Origin of the sequence: Vibrio sp. 10N.222.52.C12, from assembly GCF_041474215.1 — a bacterium.
GTDB lineage: Bacteria > Pseudomonadota > Gammaproteobacteria > Enterobacterales > Vibrionaceae > Vibrio > Vibrio crassostreae_C.
In genome coordinates this window covers 21,882-46,448 of record NZ_JBFRTR010000059.1, presented here as the reverse complement: position 1 = coordinate 46,448, position 24,567 = coordinate 21,882, and the positions used below count along the sequence as shown (strand labels likewise).

14 protein-coding genes are annotated in these 24,567 nt (G+C 44.4%); 10 read left to right on the top strand and 4 right to left on the bottom strand.

The annotated features are described in order from the left end of the window. Positions 1-190 precede the first annotated feature (190 nt). The 9 genes from AB4623_RS11915 (at position 191) to dbpA (ending at position 20,528) form a co-directional block, all read left to right on the top strand. On the top strand, positions 191-10,636 hold the full coding sequence (locus AB4623_RS11915; protein ID WP_408063736.1) for an Ig-like domain-containing protein: 10,446 nt from the start codon (positions 191-193) through the stop codon (positions 10,634-10,636). A gap of 33 nt (positions 10,637-10,669) precedes the next feature. Continuing rightward, positions 10,670-12,829, top strand: coding sequence for a type I secretion system permease/ATPase (locus tag AB4623_RS11910; RefSeq protein WP_372146451.1), 2,160 nt, complete (start codon positions 10,670-10,672; stop codon positions 12,827-12,829). Further along, entirely contained in the window at positions 12,822-14,147 is a 1,326-nt protein-coding gene (locus AB4623_RS11905) for an HlyD family type I secretion periplasmic adaptor subunit (protein WP_372146449.1), read from the top strand. The genes AB4623_RS11910 and AB4623_RS11905 overlap by 8 nt, the downstream gene beginning before the upstream one ends. A gap of 33 nt (positions 14,148-14,180) precedes the next feature. Continuing rightward, positions 14,181-15,494, top strand: coding sequence for a TolC family outer membrane protein (locus tag AB4623_RS11900; protein WP_017059472.1), 1,314 nt, complete (start codon positions 14,181-14,183; stop codon positions 15,492-15,494). Beyond that, positions 15,494-16,132, top strand: coding sequence for an OmpA family protein (locus AB4623_RS11895; protein WP_017059473.1), 639 nt, complete (start codon positions 15,494-15,496; stop codon positions 16,130-16,132). The genes AB4623_RS11900 and AB4623_RS11895 overlap by 1 nt, the downstream gene beginning before the upstream one ends. Continuing rightward, on the top strand, positions 16,132-17,076 hold the full coding sequence (locus AB4623_RS11890; RefSeq protein ID WP_102333940.1) for a PstS family phosphate ABC transporter substrate-binding protein: 945 nt from the start codon (positions 16,132-16,134) through the stop codon (positions 17,074-17,076). Before AB4623_RS11895 ends, AB4623_RS11890 begins: the two co-directional genes overlap by 1 nt. Before the next feature lie 210 nt (positions 17,077-17,286). Further along, on the top strand, positions 17,287-17,874 hold the full coding sequence (locus tag AB4623_RS11885; RefSeq protein ID WP_017071598.1) for a hypothetical protein: 588 nt from the start codon (positions 17,287-17,289) through the stop codon (positions 17,872-17,874). Between the two features lie 217 nt (positions 17,875-18,091). Further along, positions 18,092-19,000: an aldo/keto reductase family oxidoreductase gene (locus AB4623_RS11880; protein ID WP_017064347.1), complete on the top strand. Its 909-nt coding sequence runs from the start codon at positions 18,092-18,094 to the stop codon at positions 18,998-19,000. A 148-nt stretch (positions 19,001-19,148) separates the two neighbouring features. Next, entirely contained in the window at positions 19,149-20,528 is a 1,380-nt protein-coding gene (dbpA, locus tag AB4623_RS11875) for an ATP-dependent RNA helicase DbpA (protein WP_017064348.1), read from the top strand. A 123-nt stretch (positions 20,529-20,651) separates the two neighbouring features. On the opposite strand, the gene AB4623_RS11870 is transcribed toward dbpA, so the two are convergent. Beyond that, entirely contained in the window at positions 20,652-20,825 is a 174-nt protein-coding gene (locus AB4623_RS11870; protein ID WP_010431076.1) for a hypothetical protein, read from the bottom strand. 322 nt (positions 20,826-21,147) lie between these two features. Here AB4623_RS11870 and AB4623_RS11865 point away from each other — a divergent pair, with 322 nt between their 5' ends. Further along, the gene (locus tag AB4623_RS11865; protein WP_010431073.1) at positions 21,148-21,984 is read left to right on the top strand and encodes a DUF6279 family lipoprotein; all 837 of its coding nucleotides are present in this window, start codon (positions 21,148-21,150) and stop codon (positions 21,982-21,984) included. A gap of 90 nt (positions 21,985-22,074) precedes the next feature. Here the strand turns inward: AB4623_RS11865 and AB4623_RS11860 are convergent, their stop codons facing one another. From AB4623_RS11860 to AB4623_RS11850, 3 genes are all read right to left on the bottom strand, one after another. Then, positions 22,075-22,698 (bottom strand): PolC-type DNA polymerase III, encoded by a 624-nt coding sequence (locus AB4623_RS11860; RefSeq protein WP_010431070.1) that lies wholly within the window; start codon positions 22,696-22,698, stop codon positions 22,075-22,077. Between the two features lie 65 nt (positions 22,699-22,763). Next, complete coding sequence (locus AB4623_RS11855; RefSeq protein ID WP_372146447.1) at positions 22,764-23,168, bottom strand: PPC domain-containing DNA-binding protein; 405 nt, start codon at positions 23,166-23,168, stop codon at positions 22,764-22,766. A gap of 133 nt (positions 23,169-23,301) precedes the next feature. Then, positions 23,302-24,498, bottom strand: coding sequence for a DEAD/DEAH box helicase (locus AB4623_RS11850; protein WP_102320726.1), 1,197 nt, complete (start codon positions 24,496-24,498; stop codon positions 23,302-23,304). Positions 24,499-24,567: the final 69 nt, after the last annotated feature.

The window sequence follows — 24,567 nt, the reverse complement described above, 5'->3', positions numbered from 1 at the left end:
CAATAGCATTACAGCTAACGATTCCACAATCAAAGACACATTAGCCAACATTGAGGTTGACTTCGATGGCTTTGGTGATGAGTTTTATAACAAGTTTGAAGTAGAGAATGGCGCATTAGTTGGTACTGTAGTCAATGTTGAAGATGGACAGACTATTTCAATAACGATTACAGACAGTAACGGCTTATCTGTGAGTTACTCAACGGTAGTCTCAGGAAATAGCTGGACGCTCGAAAACCAAGATTATTCCAATTTCGCCGAAGGTGAACTCACTGTTGTTGCAAGCACCATAGATATTGCCGGAAACCCTACCACAGCAACGGATACCATAGAAAAAGATACGATTGACCGGATTCTCGTTCGATTTGATGGATTTGGTGATAACTATTATAACGAAAATGAAGTTGGCAAAGGTGCTCTGATTGGAGCGATCTTCAATGTCGAAGACGGCCAAGCTATTGATATTAAGATTACAGATAGCAATGGTTTATCTGTTGACTATACCACAGTTGTTTCTGGTAATTTTTGGAGCCTGAAAGACCAAGATTATTCTGGCTTTGCCGAAGGTGAGTTGACGGTTGTTGCTAGCACGACTGATGTTGCAGGCAATACTATTTCTTCTACCGATACAATTATCAAAGACACGTTAGTGAACATTGGTGTTGATTTTTCTGCCTCTGATGATGAGTTTTATAACCAAGCTGAAGTATCTAATGGAGCCTTGGTTGGTACTGTGGCAAATGTGGAAGATGGTCAAACTATATCCATTACGATCACCGATGTTAGTGGCAAATCGGTTGATTATTCCACGGTTGTGTCTGGAGGTACTTGGACTCTGACTGGCCAAGACTATTCAGGTTTTGCTGAAGGTGAGCTAACGGTTGAAGCAAGCGTTACGGACGTTGCGGGCAATACAGCAACATCTAGCGATACCATCGTCAAAGATACACTAGTTAGTATTGGCGTCGATTTCTCTGCATCGGATGATGAGTATTACAACTCAGCAGAAGTGAGCAATGGCGCATTGGTTGGAACGGTACTAAATGTTGAAGATGGGCAAACCATTTTCATTACTATTACGGATAGTGCTGGCACCTCGGTTGATTATTCCACGGTTGTGTCTGGTGGTACTTGGACTCTCACTGGTCAAGATTATTCAGCCTTTGCAGAAGGCACCTTGAAAGTAGAAGCGACGGTTACCGATGTCGCAGGAAATACTGCGACATCCAGTGACACAATAGTTAAAGACACGTTGGTTGATATAGACGTTGATTTTGATGGCTTTGGAGACGAGTTTTACAACCAAACCGAAGTAGATGCAGGTGCATTAGTCGGGAGTGTTGGAAATGTTGAAGACGGTCAGACAATTACCATTACGATAACCGATAGCTTAAATGTGTCTCAAGTTTATACAACAATCGTGTCAGGTGGCAATTGGACTCTTACGGGACAAGATTATTCTAGCTTTGCAGAAGGAGAATTAACTGTTGAAGCTAGTGTTACTGATAAAGCAGGTAATACCGCAGCATCTAGTGATACGATCGTCAAAGATACTCTAGCCAGTATTGATGTCGATTTCTCCGCATCTGATGATGAGTTTTACAACTTTGCAGAGGTAAGCAACGGCTCATTGGTCGGAACAGTGGCTGATGTTGATGACGGGCAAACCATTTTCATTACTATAACGGATAGCGCTGGCGCCTCTATTAATTATTCCACGGTTGTGTCTGGTGGTACGTGGACACTGACAGGTCAAGATTACTCTTCTTTTTCTGAAGGTATTTTAACAGTTCAGGCAACGGTTACGGACGTTGCAGGGAATGTCGCGATCTCCAGCGACACGATAGTCAAAGATACTTTAGCTGACATCAATGTTGATTTTGATGGTTTTGGAGATGAGTACTATAACCAATCTGAAGTAGTTGATGGTGTCTTAGTTGGTACGGTTGCCAATGTGGAAGATGGCCAAACGATTTCAATTACCATCACAGATAGTGCTGGTACGTCAGTAGAATATTCAACCACGGTTTCGGGGGGGAATTGGACTCTAACAGATCAGGACTATTCTGATTTCGCGGAAGGCACTTTGACGGTTGAAGCCACAGTTACGGACGTTGCGGGCAATACTGCAACCTCAAGTGACACCATAGTCAAAGATACGCTTATCAGTATCGATGTCGATTTCTCTGCATCAGATGATGAATACTACAACTTAGCCGAAATTACTAATGGTGCCTTGGTCGGAACGGTCGCGGACGTTGAAGACGGTCAAACGATCACTATTACTATCACCGATAGCCTTAATGTCTCCCAAGTTTATACTACCACAGTAGCTGGCGGAAACTGGACGCTGACAGGTCAAGACTATTCGGGTTTTGCAGAAGGGATTTTGACCGTAGAGGCTAGCGTTACGGATGTTGCGGGAAACACGGTCACTTCTAGCGACACCATAGTTAAAGACACGCTAGCCAGTATCACCGCAGAATTTGATGATGCCGATAATATACTCAACACTGAAGAGGTTCAATCTGTTCGTCTACAAGGCGTTGTTCAAAATGTAGAAAATGGACAGCCTATTACCGTCACAGTTACGGATAGCAATAATCAATCTATAACGTTACAAACAGCAGTTATTGCGGGTGCTTGGAGCATCGATGATGTTGACCTGTCTGCATTTGCTGATGGTAGCATTACCGTAGAGGCGGTTACCGTTGATATTGCGGGTAATGAAGCTAAGGGGACTGACAACACAGCGCAAATTAATACCGTACCGCCTGTTATTGATATTGATACCTTGTCTGGTTTCAGCATCTTGGATTTCCGTAGTGGTGACTTAACCATCATGCAGGGGACAACCGATGTCTCCGAAGGCTTACCTGTTTACATCGAGATCAATGACGGTACTCAAATACTGACTTTTGTTGGAGTCGTGGATGCGTCAGGTGGCTGGCTAGTCGAGAATATTGATGTCTCTAGCTTAGATCCATCTACTGAATGGATTATAGATGCGAGAGTTGTTAACTCGATTGGTAATGAAGTCAGCGATGACATGCCAAGTATTATACTGCCAGGTTCAGTCTCATTTTCTGAAAGCACGGTCGGGATTTTCGGAGATCAAACCCAAGTCGCTGACATCAATATTCAGTTTGCTGACGAGTTCGCTTTTAGTGCAAACCAAGTCTCTGCCGAGGGAGTGACGTCTCAAGGTCAATCTATCGCTATTGCATTAGAGTCTGACGGCCAAGTGCTCAAAGCAACACGAACCGATGGAACACTGGTTTTCGAAGCTAAGATTGTTGGAGATACCGTTGAGATCTCCTTTTACCAAGCGGTTGACCAACAGGCTGGTGAAGAGTTACTTCAAACTTCGATTGTTATCGAAGGACTTCAAATAGATGATGATGGAACTACTGAGCTAGTTTTAGGTGAACTACCAATTACGATTTTAGATTCCGAGCCTTTGTTGTTCGGCGAGTCATACTCGATGGTTGAAGATGAAACATCGTCAGGCAACGTTCTCAGTAATGACATTGACCTTGATACCGCACTGACGATTAGTAGCGTCGAAGTAGGGGGAATCAGTAAAGACATTTCAGGTGCAACTCCTGCGGTGTTTAATACCGGGGATGGGGTATTGACCGTATTTGCCAATGGACAGTGGACCTTTGAAGCAAATCGAAATCTAGATCATAACCAAGAACATACCGTTACCTTCAATTACGTTGCCGCTGACTCTAGTGGTGATTTTGGCTCTGCGACGGCGACCATTGATATTACGGACGGCGCAGCAGGGCAGATAACAGATAGCTCTAAAACAGTGGTAGAAGTTGACGTTACATCTGGCGCACAAACTATCAATGCTCAATTTACTGTATTAGGCGGTTCGGATAACCCTGACCCCGACTCTATAACATTCAGCGCAGAGACCGTAGCGCAACTAGAAGCGTTAGGTATTACTTCAGGTGGTGACTCCACGGCACTTACTTATACGTTAAGCGCAGATGGTCGTACTATTACAGCTAAGCAAGGTGATGATGATGTGTTCTCGTTTTCAATGACGACAACCGTCGACGGGAATAATGTACTTGCCGATATTGTATTGGTTATTGAGCGTCCGTTAGATCATGTACTCACTAGCGACTTACTGACTATTCCATTAAATATTGTTGGTACTGATACCGATGGTACTGCTTTAGAAAGCGGCCAGATTTCATGGGTAATCGAAGACGGTGACGATCCGAGCTTAGTTCTTGATTCGAATGCGGCTGTCACCGAATCGGATTTAAGTAATACTCCTGTCGGTGAAGTGAGCAGCACGGGCTCCTTCAGTGTTGGGATTGGTAGTGACTACCTAGACAGTGTGTACTTTGATTTAGCAGATCAACCTCAGCTCTTCAGCGGCGGTGAACAGATTTATTACACTGTCTCTGATGACGGCACCGTTTTGACTGGCTATGCAGGGCCAGTAGTGGGTGGCGATGTTGCCTTTACTGTGAGTTTTGCCGCGCCCGCATCCGGTGATGTAGACAGCAGTGTGGATTATGTCTTCACTCTTTATAAAGGCTTAGATCAAACCAATGGTACGGATTCTCTTCCTTTTACCGTTACTGCTCGCGATTCAGATAATGATGAAACCAAACTAGACCTTAACATCTCTATTACTGACGGTGGTGAACCGTTTATTGGAAGTGGAACTGTTGAACTATCTGAAAACCCTATCGCAAATACCACTCCTGACGGCGTAAAACAAAGTGCAGTGGTGAACTTAGATATAACAGCTTCTCATGACCCGATCGTCTATCTTGGTATTGATGTGACAAACGGTCAGGCTGTTTTAGATGGTGATGGTGAAGCGGTTACGCACAATGGTGAGGCTTTATCCTGGAGAGATAACGGCAATGGTAGTTTTGATGCGATATTGAGTAATGGCGATGTCATTCTTCAGATTCGCCTACCTTCTGATTATTTCCTCGAAGCCAATGCCTCCGGAACGGTTGCTGTTGAGATTGATCTATATCGCTCCATTGACCACGGTACAGGGCTAAAAGATACTGAATTAAATATACCGACCACAGTGGTTGTTATTGATTCTGATGGTTCGCGTTCAACTCAAGAATCCGACATCAAAATATACGACGGTAAGGACCCTGCATTCTCAATTGTAGGTAGTATATCTGTCGATGAAGATGGCCTCATTGGTGACAATGAACAACCTGGTACTGAAGAGCCGAGTCCATCGATATCAATTATCCAAGGCTCAGATGATATAGCATCAGTGTCAATTAATACCGCTGCTTTTGATGCGCTTGGTTATAGCAGTGGCGGGCGAGCGATATCCTTGCAAGAAGTGAATGCCGATGGTTGGTATTACGCTCAAGATTCGTCGGGTAACGATATCTTCCGAATTCGTTTTAACAACGATGGCACAACAGAGTTCAACCTATATGCACCTCTTGATCATGCAAATGCTGATGGAGAGAATAATCTAGCCCTCAATTTCGAACTGACAGTCAACGATGCGGATGGAGACAGTTCTGATCCTGCCATTTATATAGTTAATGTCACGGATGCCATTCCAACTTCACGAAGCGGTTCTATTGAAATGGTTGAGGGTGATGACCTCAATGGACAGTTCCTAACCGAAGAGTTCGCAGGTGCCGATGGAGCAACTATTGTAAGTTTCGATTATCGCGGTACTACCTACACCTTTGTGGATGCTGATACTCCAATAACCATTGATCTAATCAACGATTTTGACAGTGGTAGCGTATACGGCCAATTTACCCTTTCACCTGATGGTAGCTATCAACTAACCACGAATCCCAATGTAACGACCAATCCTGCCGATCCTAAGATCGTCGATGATATTGATTATTTGGTGCGAGATGCCGACGGCGATGAAGTGGTAAGTAACGCGGAGCTCATACTGGATGATAACGAAGGCTTTATTCGTTATGAAGATTCAGAAACCACAGAAGATAACGACGCCATTATTGTTGTGAGTGTTTCTACTGGAGACGTGGACCAAAGCGAAACTGTTGCTGCTATTGAATTCTCAGAAGATTCTTTGCAAGGCGGTAGCCTGTATTTAGATGGCGTATTGCTTCAAGTGGTTGATGGCAAGGTGACGCTTTCAGGCAATCAGTTAACAGCGATTGACAGTCAGTTTACCGGCCCGAATGGCCAGTTGACTTATCGACCAGCACTTCATGAATCGAATACGACCTCAACGGTTATTCTAGCGATCAACGCGATCATTAGTACTGACACGGTTCCAAAAGAGTTGACCGCTGACGTTGCTGTTTCTGTTTTACCCGTGGCAGATGCGCCGGATTGGTCAGATTCTGTATTTACCTACCAATCCGTAGAAGATGACGCAGACCCAATTAAATTGGATATCACCGCTCAGTTGGTTGACCAAGACACATCTGAAGAATTGTCTTACACCATTAGTGGCATTCCAGATGGGCTTAATATCACCTTGAACGGTAACGCGGTTAAAGAGGGCAAAGAGTATACCCAAGCTCAAATCGATAAGATGGAAATTAGAGCCGATGAAAACCTTGCGGGTCGATTCGAGTTTGATATCACTGCGATTGCAACCGAAGCGGGAAACACCTTCGCTGACCCCGATGATAAAACGGCCGATATTGTTAATACCGTCGTTGTCGAGATTTCGCCGGATGCTGATACTCCACATGTATCTGTTAAGGACTACAAAGGCCTAGAAGATGAAACCATCTTCCTCAAGAACGTGATTGATGGATCGCTAACTGATACCGACGGTTCTGAATCTCTAAGCTACCAAATCGAAGTGCAAGATGGTTGGTCTATTCAAGGCGGATTGTTTGACCTAATTGGCCCTAACACTTATTTAGTATCTGCGGAGGCCATCGAGAATGGTGTGGCTTATCTGCTACCAAAAGAAGACATCAGTTCGTTTACTGAAGATCTGTTTATCAAGGTAACTGCGGTAGCCACAGAATCGACGGTTGATTCACTTGACCCTGTTAATATCACCGCACTTAGCGACACCCAAACCATCAATATTTTCCTGAAGGGTGTCGTCGATGAGCCGATCGTTGTCGATGGTGGTAATGCTCACTGGGAATATGACAGTGATACTAAAGTCATCAGCAATCAATCTGTTCTCAATGAAGATGGTTTGATTCGACTTGATTTTGTGGTTCAAACTTCTGATGACGACGTTTCAGAAGAGATCAATATACTCCTGACCAATATTCCTGATGGCACCTTGCTAGTGGATTCATTGGGTGAGCCAGTGTCACTAACGATCGCGTATGTTGATGATGTAACAGGGCCAGTATTCCAAGTCTCTAACGCTCAACTGAATGACCTATACCTCAAGCCTGTTACTGATTTCAGTGGCGAGTTAGAGCTAACTGTTATTGCTATTTCAACAGAGCCTGATGGTGATTCGGGTGAGTTCCCGATGACGTTGAAAGTAGAGTTAGCGCCCGTTGTTGATCAAGAAGATGGTCAAACAGTCAGCACTCAAGGTATTGAAGACAGTCAAATTGGATTGAATCTAGAGCCATCAGTGAATCAAGATGTGGATGGGAGTGAGTCTTTAACGGGGTATGTGATTGACAGTCTTCCTGCTGATCTGACTCTTTATTTTGATGGTAGTGTTATTGATGTGCCGCTTTCAGGGTTAGATTTAGAAAGTTTATTAGACTCTACGACGCCAACACTGTCCGAGCTTTTAAGTAGCGGAAGACTGTCAGTCACCGCTACTGAAGATTTGAGCGGTACATTTTCGATCCCAATTACCTATGAAGTTACCGATACATCGCCAACAGGCGCGACTGATGTAAAAGATATCTCTGGTTCAATCAGTGTCACTGTTGATGCGAGGGTTGAGTCAGATACTCGTTTGGAAAGTTCTGGTCAGCTATACCTCAGTGATGACGGTTCTCCAGTCAACGTGTCGGATGCGGTTACTTTTGTTGACGCAGATATGGATGGCTCAGAGTACTTAGATTATATCTTGATCGATGTGCCTGATGGCTATTCGCTGATTGTCGATCACCCCAACGGAGCCGCTCAAGATGTTTCAGGAAACTGGATTATCTCTGCCAATGGCCTGACGAGTGACTCTATTCAAGAGTTGGCGCAAGAGATCTTGAGCGGTATGACGATCTCTAGCCCAAGCGATACACCTGTTTTAGATATTGTGGTGCGTGCTCGTGTTATCGATGGAGAAGATTCAAAGTATATAGATACTTCATTCCAAATTCAGATCACTGGCCATGACGGCGGTGGCGGTACTTGTGACCCTGTAGGTCCACCAAGCCCGATTCAACCGGATGGTGAGATTAAGACACCAGAAGGGGAAGATATCGACCTTACTGGCTTGCTCAATACTAATGTCGCCAGTGATCCAGATAACTCGATTTCTTTCTACATCCCTGCTGATTCGCTTCCTGAGGGCGTTGAGATTTCTGGAGATGGCGTTATTGCTGAATATGACGCGTCTGGCGAAGTTGTTGGTTACTCGATTACTGCCGATGGTCTCTCGAAGCTAACGTTAACTGGATTGGATGAGGATTTCGCTGGATGTATTGATTTCACGATAGAGACGATTGAAACCTCACCGTGTAACGGCGACACCGTAACAACACAACAGACGATTAGCATTCAGGTGTTACCAGTCGTGGATGACATTACCGTGGCTACAGATTCGACAACAATCCAAGAAGATATCGCGACAGACCTTAATCTCGAACTCGTTCTTGGCGATAGCGTTGAAGATGGTCAGTTAATTACGGGTGAAGGTAATAGCGCTACTGGTAAAGAAACCGTTAACTCTCTGACGATTACGGTATCAAATGGCGGTACGCTATCGGAGAGTCCTGCTGATACTGGCTTGTTGGTTGATAACGGCAATGGTACTTGGACGGTAACGGATCCTAGCCGCTTGAGTGATGTGTTGGTAACGCCACCTGAGCATTACAGTGGTGAAATTACCCTCACTGTGACAGCAAATATTACCGACAAAGCGGATTGCGTAACAGAAACGGATACGCAAGATAAAACGACTGTGGTGACTATCACCGTTGAGCCAGTCGCTGACGCGGCGAACTTGATAACAGAAGATATTATCGGAGACGAAGATAACTACATTTCATTGTCATCACTCAGCGCGGAGCTGATTGACCAAGATGGTTCTGAAAACATGTCGCTTTCGTTGAAGGGAGTTCCTGAAGGCGCAGTTGTCGCGATTAAAATCGGAGACAACTATGAGTTGGTTCCAAACAATGGTGCTGATGGCGGTACCTTCGATGGAAACCCTACCTATGAGTGGCAGTTAGATCCAAGTCAGTTATCTAATCTAGTCATTCTGCCACCAAGAGACTTTAGTGGTGACATTAATCTGTCTCTAGAGGCGATTACTCAAGAAATTGGTACGACGGATATCCGTTATACACAATCTGAATTTACTGTAGGTGTTAACCCTATAGGTGACAAAGTTGAGTTCTTCGATTTACCTGAACAGCTCACTGGAAGTGAAGATGATGGCATCGTGATTCCTCTTGATGCCAATAGCTTTGAAACTAACAGTGATGAGTTTTTAGCAATTACGGTAACAGTGAATGGAACTTCGGACCCATCAGGGTTAGTTGGGTTAGACCGAATTCGAATTGGATCAGAAACCAGTTCTTTCACCAGTGTTGGTGGCATCATACAGGCGACGATCCTCGTTAAAGCAAGTTCTGTTGATGAGCTCGAATTCTTTGCAGGCGATGCGTTTGGTAACCTCGATATTACGATTACCGGCCGAACGGTTGATCAAAATACGGTACTCGGTGAGTTAGTGGTCGACACGGGTGACCCGAGCTCGCAAGACATGACGCTTATTATCACACCAGAGCCTGATGCACCGTTATTGAGCGTTGAATATTCTTCGATCGTGGCAGAAGCAAGTGGCACTATTCCTCTTGGTTTAGACCTTTCTCTTGTAAACCCTGCTGATTCAGAAGTGGGCTTCATTACAATTCATGATATTCCCGCAGGTTTGACGTTCTCACACGGCTCTATGGTCGATGGTCAATATGTGGTGGACTTGGCAGATGTGCCTAACCTAGCGATTACCGGGGGCTACAACAGTGGTGATCAATTTGACCTAACGATAGAGCCGTCTGCAGAGATAGGCAATAACCAAGCGGTCGGGTTACCCCAAACCGTATCGATTGAGTTTGTCGCTGAAGGGGATTCTACGATTACCGCGACAGATGATAACGACCTGCTGATTGGCGGGACGGGCTCAGATAATTTTGTGTTCGCCTCTTCAGGCTTAGGGAGTGCAGAAGCACCAAGCTACGATGTGATTCAAGATTTTGATGCGTCTCCAGATACTGATGCAATTGACCTCTCGGGTATTTTGGGAAGCCTAGGGCTTAATACAGGGCTAGGGGCAACACAATATCTAGATTTAGAAGAATCTGGTGAAGGTGTGACCATTTCTATTAAACCTAATGGTGACGAAGACGTTCAACAAAACATCTTGCTAGCTGATGTCACGTACGACGATCTGTATCAAGGTGACAGTAGCAGTGCATTAGAAGCACAAATTTTACAAAAAATGATAGAAGACAATAATTTAACGCTGTAAGTTAGATGTACAGTCTATAAAAGGAAGTTTAGATTGGTAGAACAAAAAGACAGCTGGCTAGCTTGTGTTGAGTGGTTGTGTGAGCATTTTAATGTTCGCAGTCACCCTTCCAAAATAGTGTCTGGCCTACCTTTAAATGAAGGCAGGCTCAATGAATCCCTTTTTCCAAGAGCGATTGAGAAATCGGGGTTAACGCTGAGCCACGTTAAAAAAGAATTATTGAATCAATGTCAGTTCCCTGTTGTTGCTGTTGAGTCCGCGACAGGGTCTCCTCTTGTCGTAACCCAAAGCTCCGTTGGCGACTTTCAAGTATTGAATTGTGAATCCAACTTAAGCCAACAAATTCTCCTTAAAGACTTAGTCATTAAAGTGGATGCATTTGTTTGGCAAGTGGGTGCTCAAGCGCTTGATGACGCCCGTGTTCAGGCACATGAGCGCAATGACAGTAAATCCAACACCCGTTGGTTGTGGCGTGTCGTCAAAGAAGTAAAACCTTGGTACAGAGACCTGTTTATCGCTTCATTCTTGATCAACTTGCTCGCGCTAGTCGTGCCTCTTTTTACTATGAACGTGTATGACCGCGTGGTTCCGAACCAAGCGTTTAACACGCTTTGGGTTCTGGCGGCAGGTGTTGGTATTGTTGTTATTTTTGATTGGGTATTGAGAAGCTCACGAAGCTCTGTGACTGACATGGCTGGGCGCTATATTGATAACAAGTTGTCTTCTCAACTGTTCTCTAAAGTGCTCGGTATGAAGTTAGAAAATCGACCTCAATCGGTAGGTGCATTTGCCAGACAGCTTCAAGATTTCGATAGCGTGAAAGATTTCTTCACTTCTATTTCTTTGGTCACGTTAGTCGACTTACCATTCACTTTGCTGTTCCTGTTCCTTATTGGTTGGCTCGGTGGCGCGATGATGTTTATCCCTGTTGCGATCATGTTGGTCTTGATTGTGCTGAGCATTGCGATGAAAGGTAAAGTAGAGAAAACATTCGATGAAACTGCACGTTTGTCGACACAAAGACAAGCACAGCTGTTTGACTGCTTAACAACCCTTCCGGACATCAAGCAAAACAACGCAGAAGGTATTACTCAGAAACGTTGGGAGCAGACGATTTCATCACTCTCTCAATGGCAGACTCAATCTCGTCACTACTCTAATATTGTGACTCATTCTATTCAGTCCAGTCAGCAGATCGTCACCATCACTCTGATCATATTCGGCGTGTATCAGATCTCTGAAGGCTTATTGAGTATGGGTGGCTTGATAGCGGTGGTGATGTTGAGTGGACGTGCTGCGAGCTCAGTAAACCAACTTTCTCTTTTAATGCTGAGATTCCAACAAACACGCTCTGCCGTTGAAGGTCTCAACCAGATCATGGACTTACCGCAAGAAGAATCTAAGCACCAAGTGATCGACAAGGGTGATTTTGCTGGTGGAGTCAGATTAGATGAGGTCACGTTTACCTATCCTGATACTCAAAGCCCTGCGTTGAAAGAGATTTCTCTTGATATTAAGCCGGGTGAGCGAGTTGGCCTTGTTGGTGCCGCTGGTGCAGGAAAAACCACGCTTTTATCGATTGTTGCGCGCCAGTATTTACCAACAACAGGGCAAGCTTTTTACCAAGAGATTGACGGGCAATTATGGCCTACCAGTGTCTTGCGTAGCGGTATGGGATGGGTTGGACAAACCACTAATCTTATCTTTGGTAGTGTTTACGACAACGTCACATTAGGTGCGACTAACGTTGATGAAGAAAAGCTAAGACAAGCGCTGCAACAGTCAGGGCTCAACGGTTATATGGGGCGCTTGAGCAACGGCTTAGAAACGCCAGTCGGCGAGGGTGGTCGATTGCTTTCAGGAGGCCAACGACAAGCTGTGGCAATAGCGAGAGCATTGTATCGCTGTCCAAAACTATTGATTATGGATGAACCTACTAGTGCTCTAGATAATCAAGCTGAGATACAGTTCTTCAATGCACTTCAAAGTATGCCAAGAGAAACTTCAATGCTGATCAGCTCACACAAATCTTCATTCTTGATGATGTGTGACCGAGTGGTTGTGTTGGATAAAGGTCAAATCGTAGCTGAGGGTGAGCCAAAAGATATCCTCTCTCTACAGAAGAAAAGTGTACCCAAAGGGGCGAGTCGATTTAAGACGGTTTCAGTGGTGAAGGGAGGCCGTCATGAGTAATGATATTCAATGGACCAACAACCACTTAGCATTCCGCTCTCGAAAGCTGATTTGGTTGAGTGCTCTACTCATTGTATCAATTATCGGTTGGGCTACGTGGGCAACATTAGAAGAAGTCGTGATCGGTGAAGGTAAAGTCGTTCCAAGTCTTTCGGTGCAAACCATTCAGAGCTTAGAAGGTGGACTGGTTCAAGAGATCATGGTGCGACAAGGCCAATCTGTAGTGAAGGGGCAACCTCTAGCTAAGTTAGAAGACACACGTTTTAAGGCGGCGTTTTTAGAGTCGGCTCAACAAGCGGATACCTTGCTTGCTCAGCAATTAAGATTAAAGGCTGAGCTGTCGACGGTCGTTTTAAATAACGATGCGAAAGAGTGGTATGAGCGAGTGGTCTTGGTGCCTCAAGATATTGCGGTTGATGTATCAAGCCACCCTGCGTTAATGAATGCCAAGGCGAACTACCGAGAACGTTTAGGACAGTTGAAGTCTGAACTGGAAGAGGCGGCACTTCGTATCGAGCAACAAGACCAAGCTCGTGTCGATACGTTTAACAATATCCAGACTCTTGAAAGCAGCCTCGAGATTGTGATTCGTGAGCGCAACATGCTGAAAGACGTGGTAGCGAGCGGTGCTGTTGCGGAAGTTGAGCTACTTAAACTCAACCGTGATGTAGTCAAACTCAAAGGTGATATTGCTAGCTCAAAAGTAGCAGCGCAGAAGCAGATAGCTGCCTACTCAGAGTCGATAGCGGATCATCGAAGTATCGCTTTAGATTTTCGTGCCAAAGTACAAGGCCAACTGAACGAAGTTGCCAGCAAAATAGCGCAATTGAATGAAAGCCAACAGGCGATAGCCGACCAACTCAAGCGTACTGAAATTGTCGCGCCCGTTGATGGCACAGTCAAAGAGATCTTTGTGCGTACCATTGGTGGTGTAGTTCGTCCCGGCGAGCCGATCATTGAGATCATTCCATCAAACAGTGACCTGATTGTTGAAGCGAGAATCTCTCCGCAAGATATTGCGTTTGTTCATAACGGGTTAGGTGCAACAGTCAAATTCACGGCCTATGATTTTGTCATTTATGGCGGACTTAAAGGCGAGGTGATTTATGTCAGTGCCGACGCCTTACAAACGGAAGACGGAAACGCCTATTATCGCGCCCATATTCAGTTAAACGAAGACCAGCAACAAAACTCTGCTTTTAGCATTATCCCAGGGATGCAAGTCGCGGTTGATATATTGACCGGAGAGAAAACAGTATTGAGTTATTGGTTAAAACCTATTTTACGAGCTAAGGAAAACTCACTTCGCGAACGATGAAGTGCGTTGAGCATAAATATAAAAGGAAGTGTAATGCATTCAAAATTCTTACTCTCTTCTTGCTTACTAATGAGTGGACTGTCTCAAGCTGCGTCATTAGAAGAGTCCGTGGCCTTTGCCATCGACTATAGCCCAGAGATATTGGCGCAATACTCCCGATACCAATCGGTGGTCAGAGACGGAGACGCGGCGAGTGGTTTGTATATGCCGCAAGTGAACTTGTACGCGGCAGCAGGTTATGAAGAAACGCGCTACAACAGTGGTAGCAAACTTGATACCGATGATCGAGGCCTAACGAGAACGGAAATTGGCGTTAAAGTATCCCAGTTACTATTTGATGGTTTTAAAACCACATCGAATGTCGATCGACTGACGTTCGAAGCAGAAGCTGAGCGTCTAACTCTGATTTCGCGAGCTGAAAACGTATCGTTAGATGTGGTGAGAAATTACCTCGATATCCTAAAAGCAGAGACGCTACTTGAATTGTCTAAGCGTAATGTAAAAGAGCACCAAGAGATCTATCAAGATATCCAAGATAAAAAGAGCAAAGGCTTGAGTAGCAACTCGGATCTGGCTCAAATCTCCGCCCGTGTCGCGACCGCGCAGTCTTCACTTATCGCCGCTCAGAACAACCTGTTTGATTTGCAAACTCAGTATCTACGCTTGGTTGGCAAACCTGCGGTGAACTTGGTTTACCCCCGGTTTGATTACGCTCTATTACCAAGCTCAGCACAGGTCGCACTTGAACAAGCTGTCGAGAATCACCCTGAAATCAAAGCCTCTTTGCTTGATATCGACGCGGCTCGTAAAGAGATGCGCCGCGAGAAAGGGGATTACTACCCAGAACTAAAACTTGAGCTTCATGCCAATAAGAATGACAACGTATCTAACCCGCCAGGCGGTGTCGATGAAGATGCACGTATCATGTTGACGATGGATTATGACCTGTTTAATGGCTTCTCTACCGACTCCAGGGTTGAATCGTCAGCTTGGCGAGTGGAAGAGGCAAGGGCGATCCGATTACGAACAGAGCGTGAGGTTCGAGAAGGTACACAACTGGCTTGGAACGCTTACAAAATGCTTGAGCAGCAAAAATCCTTACTTCAACAGAATGTTGATGCAGCGAAAATTGCAGAGCTTGGCTATATCCAGCAATTCAATGTTGGCAGACGAAGCCTTCTTGATGTACTGGATGCAAAAGTAGAAGTGTTTTTGGCTCGAAGAAACTTCATCAGCACTGAATATGATCAAACGTTAGCGGCTTATCGAGTGTTAAATGCGATGGGTATGTTGACGTATGCGTTGAGGATTGAACATCCAGAAGAGTGGCAAGGGGAGAATAAGTAATGAGATATTTTAAACTAGCGCTACTTAGCTCTATCTTGCTAATGGGATGTGCAGAAACGCCTGATACGACAATGACACGCCACCAAATTGATGACTTAGCGGATAATGACCGAGATGGTGTGATTAACCAGCGAGATCTATGTGCCGATACGCCAGAAGGTGTAACGGTAGACATTAAAGGGTGTGCTAATTGGAAAATTGTCGAAGATGTTGAAGTATTAAGTGTGGCATTTGATTTTGATAAGTATGACCTTAAACCTGATCATACCGCTGTATTAAATGAGTTGGTGCGTTTACTAGGAGAGCAGCCTGATGCTTCGGTTACCTTGGTCGGAGATACCAGTGCTGAAGGTACAAACGTTTATAACAAAGCATTGGCCAAGAAAAGAACTGGCGTGATTCGAGACGCATTGATTGATAGAGGCATCAATGGTGAGCGTATCTTCGAACAAGAGTTTACTCAGATAACCAGCTTAACTCAGCACCTTCACAAGCGTAAGCGCAGAACGATTGCGGTGATTAAGACAGAAAGCATGGAAGTGAATCCATCTTGGAACATCTTCACTTCAGAAATGCAGCTCGATAGTAATAGCGATGTTGAGTCTAAAACGTCGATTGATCCAGTAGGAGGCCAGTAATGAAACGTCTATCGAATAAATCGGGCTTACTGCTTGCTGCTGTACCTATGTTGTTCTCTGCATCGACATTTGCGAATGATGCCAGTGACATTGGTTTGGTCGCGATTGAGCCGAATATGCAGGGGCTTGTAGAAGATCTGCTTAAGAGCCAAGAGATCGACTTAGAAATCTTGTTGAGTGACAGCGTCCCAGAACAGATGATCATGCAGCGCTCGCGTGTTGGTATCACTTCCAAAAAGTGGACTGACAAAGAGATGGCAAGGTTTGATATGCGTTACGGTTATAGGCCAACAGAGCTGATGTTTACCGCTGACGTGATTGCGATTCTAGCCAATGAAAATAACCCTGCGACATCAATCACCGTCGCTGAATTAATTGATGTGTTTGGTTGTTCTAACGATCCTAAACATCCAAAATGGTCAGCAAGTAGTGATATTCGTAACGGTGAAAGCCTAGATACTCATATGTTGCCCTTTGCCATTGATCACAACCTGAAAGGCCATACTACCTTTTCAAGTTGGGTCGAATGTGGAACAGAAGGAGAATATGCCCATACTCAGTTCTTAGCGGATTTACCTGATCTGATTAATAAGATTGAAGACGAAGATGCCGCCATTGGTTACACCGTTTACTCAGATCAGATCTCTGATGTGAAATGGTTGAGCGTGGTTGATAACCTAGGTGTGAACTACGACCTAAACAAAGAAACGATCCTCTCTGGTCGTTACCCGTTAGCAACGGTTTATTACATGTACTTGAATATTCCAGCGCATCGCAAAGGCTTTACGGAACAAGAGGAGTTCTTTGTTGGGCTTACCTTGTCACAAGATCATCAAGTCGTTTTGAACCAATACGGCTTCATCAGCTTGCCGCCAGAAGCTATTCAACGTAACAAAGTCAGATTGTCGCTTGAAGAGCCTGCTATTGAAGGTGGCTACAAGTAATGGGTATGTCATGTTGTAACTGTTGTGGGAGAGTGATATTCTCTCTTTCGTAATGGTTCTCAACGTGACGGATTACGTTATTCGGTGATGAAATTATCTAGCGGGCATGTATGCCCGTTTTTTTTCGCCTAAAATTTGCGACTCGAGCAGTTGTTTGTCGTTTGGTCACGTATAATGGACACTTCATATAGCGCTAAATAAGCCCAGTCGATGAAAATCTTTCAAGTTCTAATCTTGCCTCTAATGCTGTCCCTCAATGCTATTTCATTTTCAGCGCAAGCAACCGAAAGCTGGTGGCTAAGAACAGTATTTAACAGCAGCCCAAGTCTGCCGAATTCTCAAAACTATATTAATGATATCGAGTTGATGGATTGTGGTGAGATCGAAGGTACTTTGTTGTGCAGTGACTTAACCCAATATTACGACCTGGATGTGTATGTTGAACTGGAGTTGGGGGACTCAAGTGTCGAAACGGTTCGCTTAAACCTGCCATATTCGGACCTAAGTTACACAAAGCTTCAGGCATACCTTCGCCAAGATGGCTTTGCTCTCAGTTCAATTCGTATTGGTGAAGATGAATTCGATGTTACAGCTCAACTCGAACAAGCTCGAAATGAAGGTGTTGGTTTCGATAAGGTGGATAAACAGCTGGTCGAATTCATCAACGCGCCTCACGGTTCAGCAGAGCAACTGAGTGTGTGGAATGTGCCTAGCTTATCTTCTTCTAGCTCTACTTCTCCTTGGATTCAGTTACAGAGTGATGGTGACAACTTAACGGTTGAACTTAATCGTTTTTAATTGCTCAAATTTATAGATAGTTTCGTTATTTATTAGGCTAAACAAGCCTTTCAGGAGAACGGCTCGCGGGCAGACAGCAAGTTATAATTCATTTAAGTGTTCGTTTTTCTGCGGCTCTCACATTTTTAATAAGCGTTTAGCTTTGCCATTTGTTATACGTTGAGCCTTCGGTAAAACGAGCTTAGGATACGTTCAGTATTGATAAAGGAGACAACCCATGGTTGCAAGAGTAACGATAGCGCCACAAGGCCCAGAACTTTCTGAGTTGGTGCAAGGATACTGGCGTACAGCAGAGTGGGGCATGACCCCGCAACAACGCCTGACTTTCCTGAAGCAACATATTGATCTTGGCATCACAACTGTTGATCACGCGGATATTTACGGTAACTACCAATGTGAAAAGTTGTTTGGTGAGGCTTTAGCGCTTGAACCAAGCCTTCGTGATGATATTCAAATCGTCACCAAGTGCGATATCAACCTATGTGGTGACCACACTCCAGATCGTAAGATCAATCACTATGACACCAGCGCGCAGCATATTTACCAATCAGTAAATAACTCATTAGAGCACTTAGGTGTTAACGATATCGATGTATTGTTGATTCACCGCCCTGACGTGTTAATGGATGCCGATGAAGTAGCAGAAGCGTTCGCAGAGCTACACAAAGTAGGTAAAGTTAAGCACTTCGGTGTTTCTAACTTTTCACCGCGTCAGTTCGAACTGCTTCAATCTCGACTCGGTAAGCCGTTAGTGACCAACCAAGTTGAAATCAACCCATTGAACTTCGAAGTGGCTCATGATGGCACGCTAGATCAACTGCAGATGAACCGCATTCGCCCGATGGCGTGGTCTTGTCTCGGTGGTGGTAGCATCTTCAGTGGTGATTCAGCGCAAGCGGTTCGCGTTCGTGATGAGCTAGAGGCGATTCGTCAAGAAGTCGGTGCAGACAGCATTGATCAAGTGATTTACGCTTGGGTTCGTCGTTTACCATCTAGTCCAATTGCAATTATTGGTTCTGGTAAGATTGAGCGTGTGAAGACGGCCGTTGATGCACTGAAAATCGAGCTGACGCGCGAACAGTGGTATCGCGTATGGGTGGCATCTAAAGGTCACGGTGTGCCATAGAAAGCAATTCGTATAGAAGTCAAAGCCAGCTAAGTAAGCTGGCTTTTTTGTGTTCGCCTAACATGTTTCTCCAAAACTGTGATTAAGGTGGAATAATTTTCAAAAACACTCATAATGCACTCTGTTTTTCACCAGTTGGATATTTCCATTGAGCACTTCAAAATTCTCTTCAATCGCCCTTAAACCAGAGCTTCTAAATACGTTAGATTCTCTTGGTTATACTGAAATGACGCCGATCCAAGCGTTAAGTCTTCCTACTATCCTAAATGGCAAGGACGTTATCGGTCAGGGTAAAACGGGTTCAGGTAAAACAGCTGCTTTCGGTTTAGGCGTGCTGCAGAACCTACGCGTTAAGCGTTTCCGTGTTCAGTCTTTAGTGTTATGTCCGACTCGTGAGCTTGCAGACCAAGTAGCAAAAGAGATTCGTACTCTTGCTCGTGGTATTCACAACATTAAAGTGCTGACACTATGTGGCGGTATGCCAATGGGCCCACAGATTGGTTCACTAGAGCATGGCGCACACATTCTTGTGGGCACACCTGGTCGTATTCTTGATCACCTAGAGAAAGGCCGCATTGACCTGTCTGAGCTGAACACACTTGTGTTAGATGAAGCGGATCGCATGCTAGAGATGGGTTTCCAAGACGCTTTGGATGCTGTGATTGAAGCGGCGCCAAAAGAACGCCAAACTCTGCTATTCAGTGCGACTTTCCCTAAACAGATCAAATCTGTTGCAGACCGCATTATGCGCAATCCAGAAATGGTGAAGGTTGAATCAACACACGATCACTCAAGCATCCAACAACACTTCTACAAGTTAGAAGGTTCTGAAGCTCGTGATGACGCTCTAGAGCTGCTGTTACTTCATCACCAACCGGAGTCTGCGGTTGTGTTCTGTAACACTAAGAAAGAAGTGCAGAACGTAAACGATGAGCTAAGCCACCGCGGTTTCAGTGTTATCGAACTTCATGGTGACATGGAACAGCGTGAACGTGACCAAGCTTTGGTTCAGTTCTCAAACAAAACCATCTCGATTCTAGTGGCGACAGACGTTGCGGCTCGCGGTCTTGATGTTGATAACCTAGATGCTGTGTTCAACTTTGAATTGTCTCGCGACCCTGAAGTTCACGTACACCGTATTGGTCGTACTGGCCGTGCAGGAAGCAAAGGCGTAGCGATCAGCTTCTTTAGCGAAAAAGAGATGTACCGTGTTGCTCAAATTGATGAGTACATGGACATGCCAATCGAGCCATCTGAACTGCCAGCAAAACCAATTGCTAAGCCGTACTACTCAAACATGGTTACCATCCAAATTGATGGCGGTAAGAAAGCTAAGCTTCGTGCTGGTGATATTCTTGGCGCACTGACGGGCCAAGGCGGCATTGATGGTAAATCAGTAGGTAAGATCAATCTGTTTGCAATGCGTGCTTACGTAGCGGTAGAAAGATCTGTGGCTAAAAAAGCACTGAACAAAATCGAATCAGGTAAGATGAAGGGTCGTCAATTCCGCGCCCGAATTCTGAAGTAATTTGAGAATTTACCCCTTTACTGTCTACTCGCGACAGTAAAGGGTGTTCTACCAGGGCTCACTATGGCAGGTTAACCCATCGACATACCTGTTAGTATCCAAGTCTATTTTTTATTCAAACGTTCATTGGTCAGGTCTGATCGAATAAACATCGTTGATATGTTTTCCTTCGCCAAGATACCAAGCCATCGCTTCCTGTCGGTTGCTAGCATATATCGTAATGGTAGTTAGCTTTCCATCGTCAAAATAACAAAGCTCGTACTGTAACTCGCTTGTATAATGAGGAGTAGCGGCCATAGCTTACCTCCCAAATATTAATCATTTTAAAATACGTCACCATTTCTTTTATAGGGTTCGCATTACCTCAAATGAACAATAAAAAATAAGTTTTATCACTGCTATTAATTATTTTTAGTTTAATCATTTGTCGAAATGGTGAGATTATCAAGGCTAAGTCTCAATTTACCTCAAAGTTTTTACTGTCACGGCTTATTCGGGCTAGTTTTATAAGAGGTAGCTTTAGCATTTTAAGGTATTAAGTAATGTTTTAAGATCTTGAGCTAACCTTAGAAGATCGTTTTGTATTTCATTGCTTGGTAAAATGTTGTGAGAGGGTGTGATGAGAAAGTGCCGTTGGCTAGTCGTATTGATCTGTTTTCTATTTGCTGGGTGTGGGACGAAATTCGCCTATAACAACATAAGTTGGTTTGTTGTGAGTTATATCGAAGACTTTGTTTCTCTAACTAACAGTCAAGAATCAGAACTTGAAGAGCGATTGGATTTGTTACAGCAATGGCACAAAGAAACTCAACTACCGCTGTACGTCTCACAATTAGAAGTGATTGAAAATGTAGATCGCTCCGAGCTCACCTCTGCTTTTATCGTTAACCAAAGTGATCAAATAAAAAATCATATTCGCTCAATTGTTAATAAATTCTCACCTGATATTTATGCGTTGAGTATGCAGCTAAGTGCGAAACAAGATAATCAGTTCCTTAAAAATTTTCGAGAGAAACAACAAGATTCCTACCAAGAAAGATTGTCCTTAAATGATGAAGATTCGAGAGAGCGATACCGAGAACGAGTAAAAGAAAGGCTAGAACGATGGTTAGGTTCGGTATCGAAAGAACAAAAACAGATTATTTTTGCTTGGTCGCAAGAGTGGATAAATACCAATGACAGCTGGCGAAAATATCAAAATAATACATATCAGGCTCTATCGACGCTTACTGAAAAGAAGACTGATTTGCATATTGCTCAGCCTATTATTATGAAGCTGTTGCTTAACCATGAAGCTTATTATCCTGATGGCCTTGAATCCACGCTTACTAAGAATACGGAGACATCCGCCAAATTCTTGGTCGATATCGCAGCCACAAGTAGTGATAAGCAATGGGTATATTTTATGAATGAATTAGAAAGCCTCAAGTCAACGTTGGTCGCACTGCAAGAGTAGGGCGGCTCTAAGTAACACTTGTATATAATAAGGCTGATTTCGCGAAACGAATCAGCCTTTATTTCGATCTATGGTTTGTAGCTGATAGCTTTAATTGCGATTGCTCATTAGCAGCTTTGGAATCGAGCCTTTAGCGGTCTTAGATATTTTCTGCATCAGTTGAAAGCTCGGCTGTTGAATACCGTGATCACTTTGCAGTTCATCAATCATCAATAACCACAATCGTGCTGTCATTTCTGAATCGGCTAACGCTCTGTGGAAAGTACCGTCGTTGTCGATATTCTTAAAACGCACAAGGTCGCCTAGCTTATGAGTCGGTGCGTCTTGGATTAGGCGGCGAGCAATCAACATTGAGCAAGCGAACTTGCCTGTGTAGTCTCGGCCAATAAAGTCTAATTCCGCATCGAGAAAGCGCTTATCAAACGACGCATTGTGAGCAACAAGTTGGCTGCCTTGGATAAAGTCTGCAAATTCATCCATCACTTCACTGCAACTGGCCGCCGTGCTTAACATACGGTTATTGATTCCGGTATAGCTTTCAATGAACCCGCTAACACGAAACCCTGGATTCATGAGTTGCTGGAAGGTGTCGACGACTTCGCCGTTAACTAATTTAACCGCACCGATTTCAATTGCTCGGTCACCCATATTGGGTGATAAGCCTGTGGTTTCGAAATCGAGAACGATAACGGAATCTGCGGAGTTTGGAGCCATCATGTTTCCTAATACTATTTGGTTGTATCGCTTTATATGGGGCGCTAGTGCTGCTACGGGTCAATCTATTGCGTGTTGTTGCTGATAGTGAGCTCAGTGTAACCTGTCGAATCGTCATGCTCTCTGTTGAAGGTCAAGGTATCGTAGCGGTGAACAATCAATTCAGCAGTGGTCGCGATAATCGTCCCTTCAAGCAAGTGCCCACCAATCACATTTCCATTTTCATCAGCAACGGATATATGAACATGCTGGTGGTTTGGGGTTAGCGTTGCCATAAGCGACACAATTTCGAACGGAGCTTGAACTAGCTTGGTGTTGTTGGCATTAGCTAAGCGAATATTGAGTTGAGAAACACATCCGACACAAGACGCAATAGAGCCCGCGGAGATATTGTGCGCTGTCACTAGCCTCTGGATCTCTAGCTTTAGGTCTTGGCCGCGGGTTAATCTCGTTGCGATAGGAGTGATCATCTTATTGCCTCAACGTTATATGTATTTCAAAGAACAAAACGAAGCCACATAGGGCTTCGTTTTATTTTCATTTTGGCTAACGCGACTTTTCTTTTGGTTAATGCAACTTTGCATTTTCTGTCGCTGAAATTACTTAGCCTTGTTGCTGTTCTCTTTTCTTCTTAGGAACGAAGTTCAATACTGAAATGGGTACTTCTTTGCGTGGTTCGAAACCTTCAACAACGCGACGTTCAATCAAGTGACCAAGACGCTTTTCAATAATGCACAGGTTTTTGAAGTTATCTTTTGATAGGAAAGAGATCGCTTCGCCAGATGCATCAGCACGGCCTGTACGACCAATACGGTGAACATAATCATCTGCTGGGAATGGCATGTCGTAGTTCACTACGCGGCTTAGGTTGTCGATATCGATACCACGAGCAGCAACACCCGTCGCGACTAAGTATTTTAGGCGACCTTTCTTAAAGTCAGCCAAGATTTTTTCACGAATCGCTTGGCTACGTCCACTGTGGAAAGCTTCCGCTTGAATACCACGTTTCTCAAGTTGAGCAACCAACTTAGCCGCGCCGTGCTTGGTTTCGATAAAGATAAGCGCTTGGTCCCAGTTACCTTCGGTAATCATGTGGCTCAATAGTGCTGACTTACGGTCTTTATCTACCGTTACCAACCATTGCTCAATGTTCGCTTTAGACGCATCAGTCTTGGCAATCGAAATCTCTTCCGCTTCACTGATTGCACTTTTCGCTAGTGCACGCACTGGCGTTGAAAGCGTTGCCGAGAACAGCAGGTTTTGGATGTCTTGTGGTAGACGCGCGATGATCTTGTTGATGTCTTCAATGAAACCCATGTCTAGCATGCGGTCAGCTTCATCTAGAACCAGTACTTCCACTTCATCAAAGTGAACGGCACGTTGTCCGTACATGTCGATCAAACGACCTGGTGTTGCCACAAGAATATCCACGCCTTCAATAAGACGATCTTTCTGGTGTTGGTAAGACACGCCACCGTACATCGCTAGTGATGTTAGGTTTAGGAACTTCGCGTACTTAGTGATGTTCTGTTCAACCTGAACTGCCAGCTCACGCGTTGGTGTCAGGATAACTGCGCGGATACGTTTTTTACGCTGCGTTTCACCTTTGCTTAGCATTTCTAAGATAGGGAGAACAAAGCTCGCAGTTTTACCTGTACCTGTTTGTGCTGCAGCAATAAGGTTCTTACCAGAAAGAACAATCGGAATTGCTTTTTCTTGAATAGAGGTTGGCTTTTCATAGCCTTGTTTTGCAACGGCTTTAACAATAGGTGAGCTTAATCCAAGCTTGGAAAATGGCATAAGTTTCTCGGTATGATTTGGCTAAATAGCGATGGAAAGGTTCAACAATCTTATATGAGGATAAGATTA

Excerpts from the sequence above, each read along its gene's own strand:
- AB4623_RS11905 (WP_372146449.1), top strand. The coding sequence starts at position 12,822 with ATGAGTAATGATATTCAATGGACCAACAACCACTTAGCATTCCGCTCT.
- AB4623_RS11900 (WP_017059472.1), top strand. The coding sequence starts at position 14,181 with ATGCATTCAAAATTCTTACTCTCTTCTTGCTTACTAATGAGTGGACTG.
- AB4623_RS11895 (WP_017059473.1), top strand. The coding sequence starts at position 15,494 with ATGAGATATTTTAAACTAGCGCTACTTAGCTCTATCTTGCTAATGGGA.
- AB4623_RS11890 (WP_102333940.1), top strand. The coding sequence starts at position 16,132 with ATGAAACGTCTATCGAATAAATCGGGCTTACTGCTTGCTGCTGTACCT.
- AB4623_RS11885 (WP_017071598.1), top strand. The coding sequence starts at position 17,287 with ATGAAAATCTTTCAAGTTCTAATCTTGCCTCTAATGCTGTCCCTCAAT.
- AB4623_RS11880 (WP_017064347.1), top strand. The coding sequence starts at position 18,092 with ATGGTTGCAAGAGTAACGATAGCGCCACAAGGCCCAGAACTTTCTGAG.
- AB4623_RS11870 (WP_010431076.1), bottom strand. The coding sequence starts at position 20,825 with ATGGCCGCTACTCCTCATTATACAAGCGAGTTACAGTACGAGCTTTGT.
- AB4623_RS11865 (WP_010431073.1), top strand. The coding sequence starts at position 21,148 with ATGAGAAAGTGCCGTTGGCTAGTCGTATTGATCTGTTTTCTATTTGCT.
- AB4623_RS11860 (WP_010431070.1), bottom strand. The coding sequence starts at position 22,698 with ATGGCTCCAAACTCCGCAGATTCCGTTATCGTTCTCGATTTCGAAACC.
- AB4623_RS11855 (WP_372146447.1), bottom strand. The coding sequence starts at position 23,168 with ATGATCACTCCTATCGCAACGAGATTAACCCGCGGCCAAGACCTAAAG.
- AB4623_RS11850 (WP_102320726.1), bottom strand. The coding sequence starts at position 24,498 with ATGCCATTTTCCAAGCTTGGATTAAGCTCACCTATTGTTAAAGCCGTT.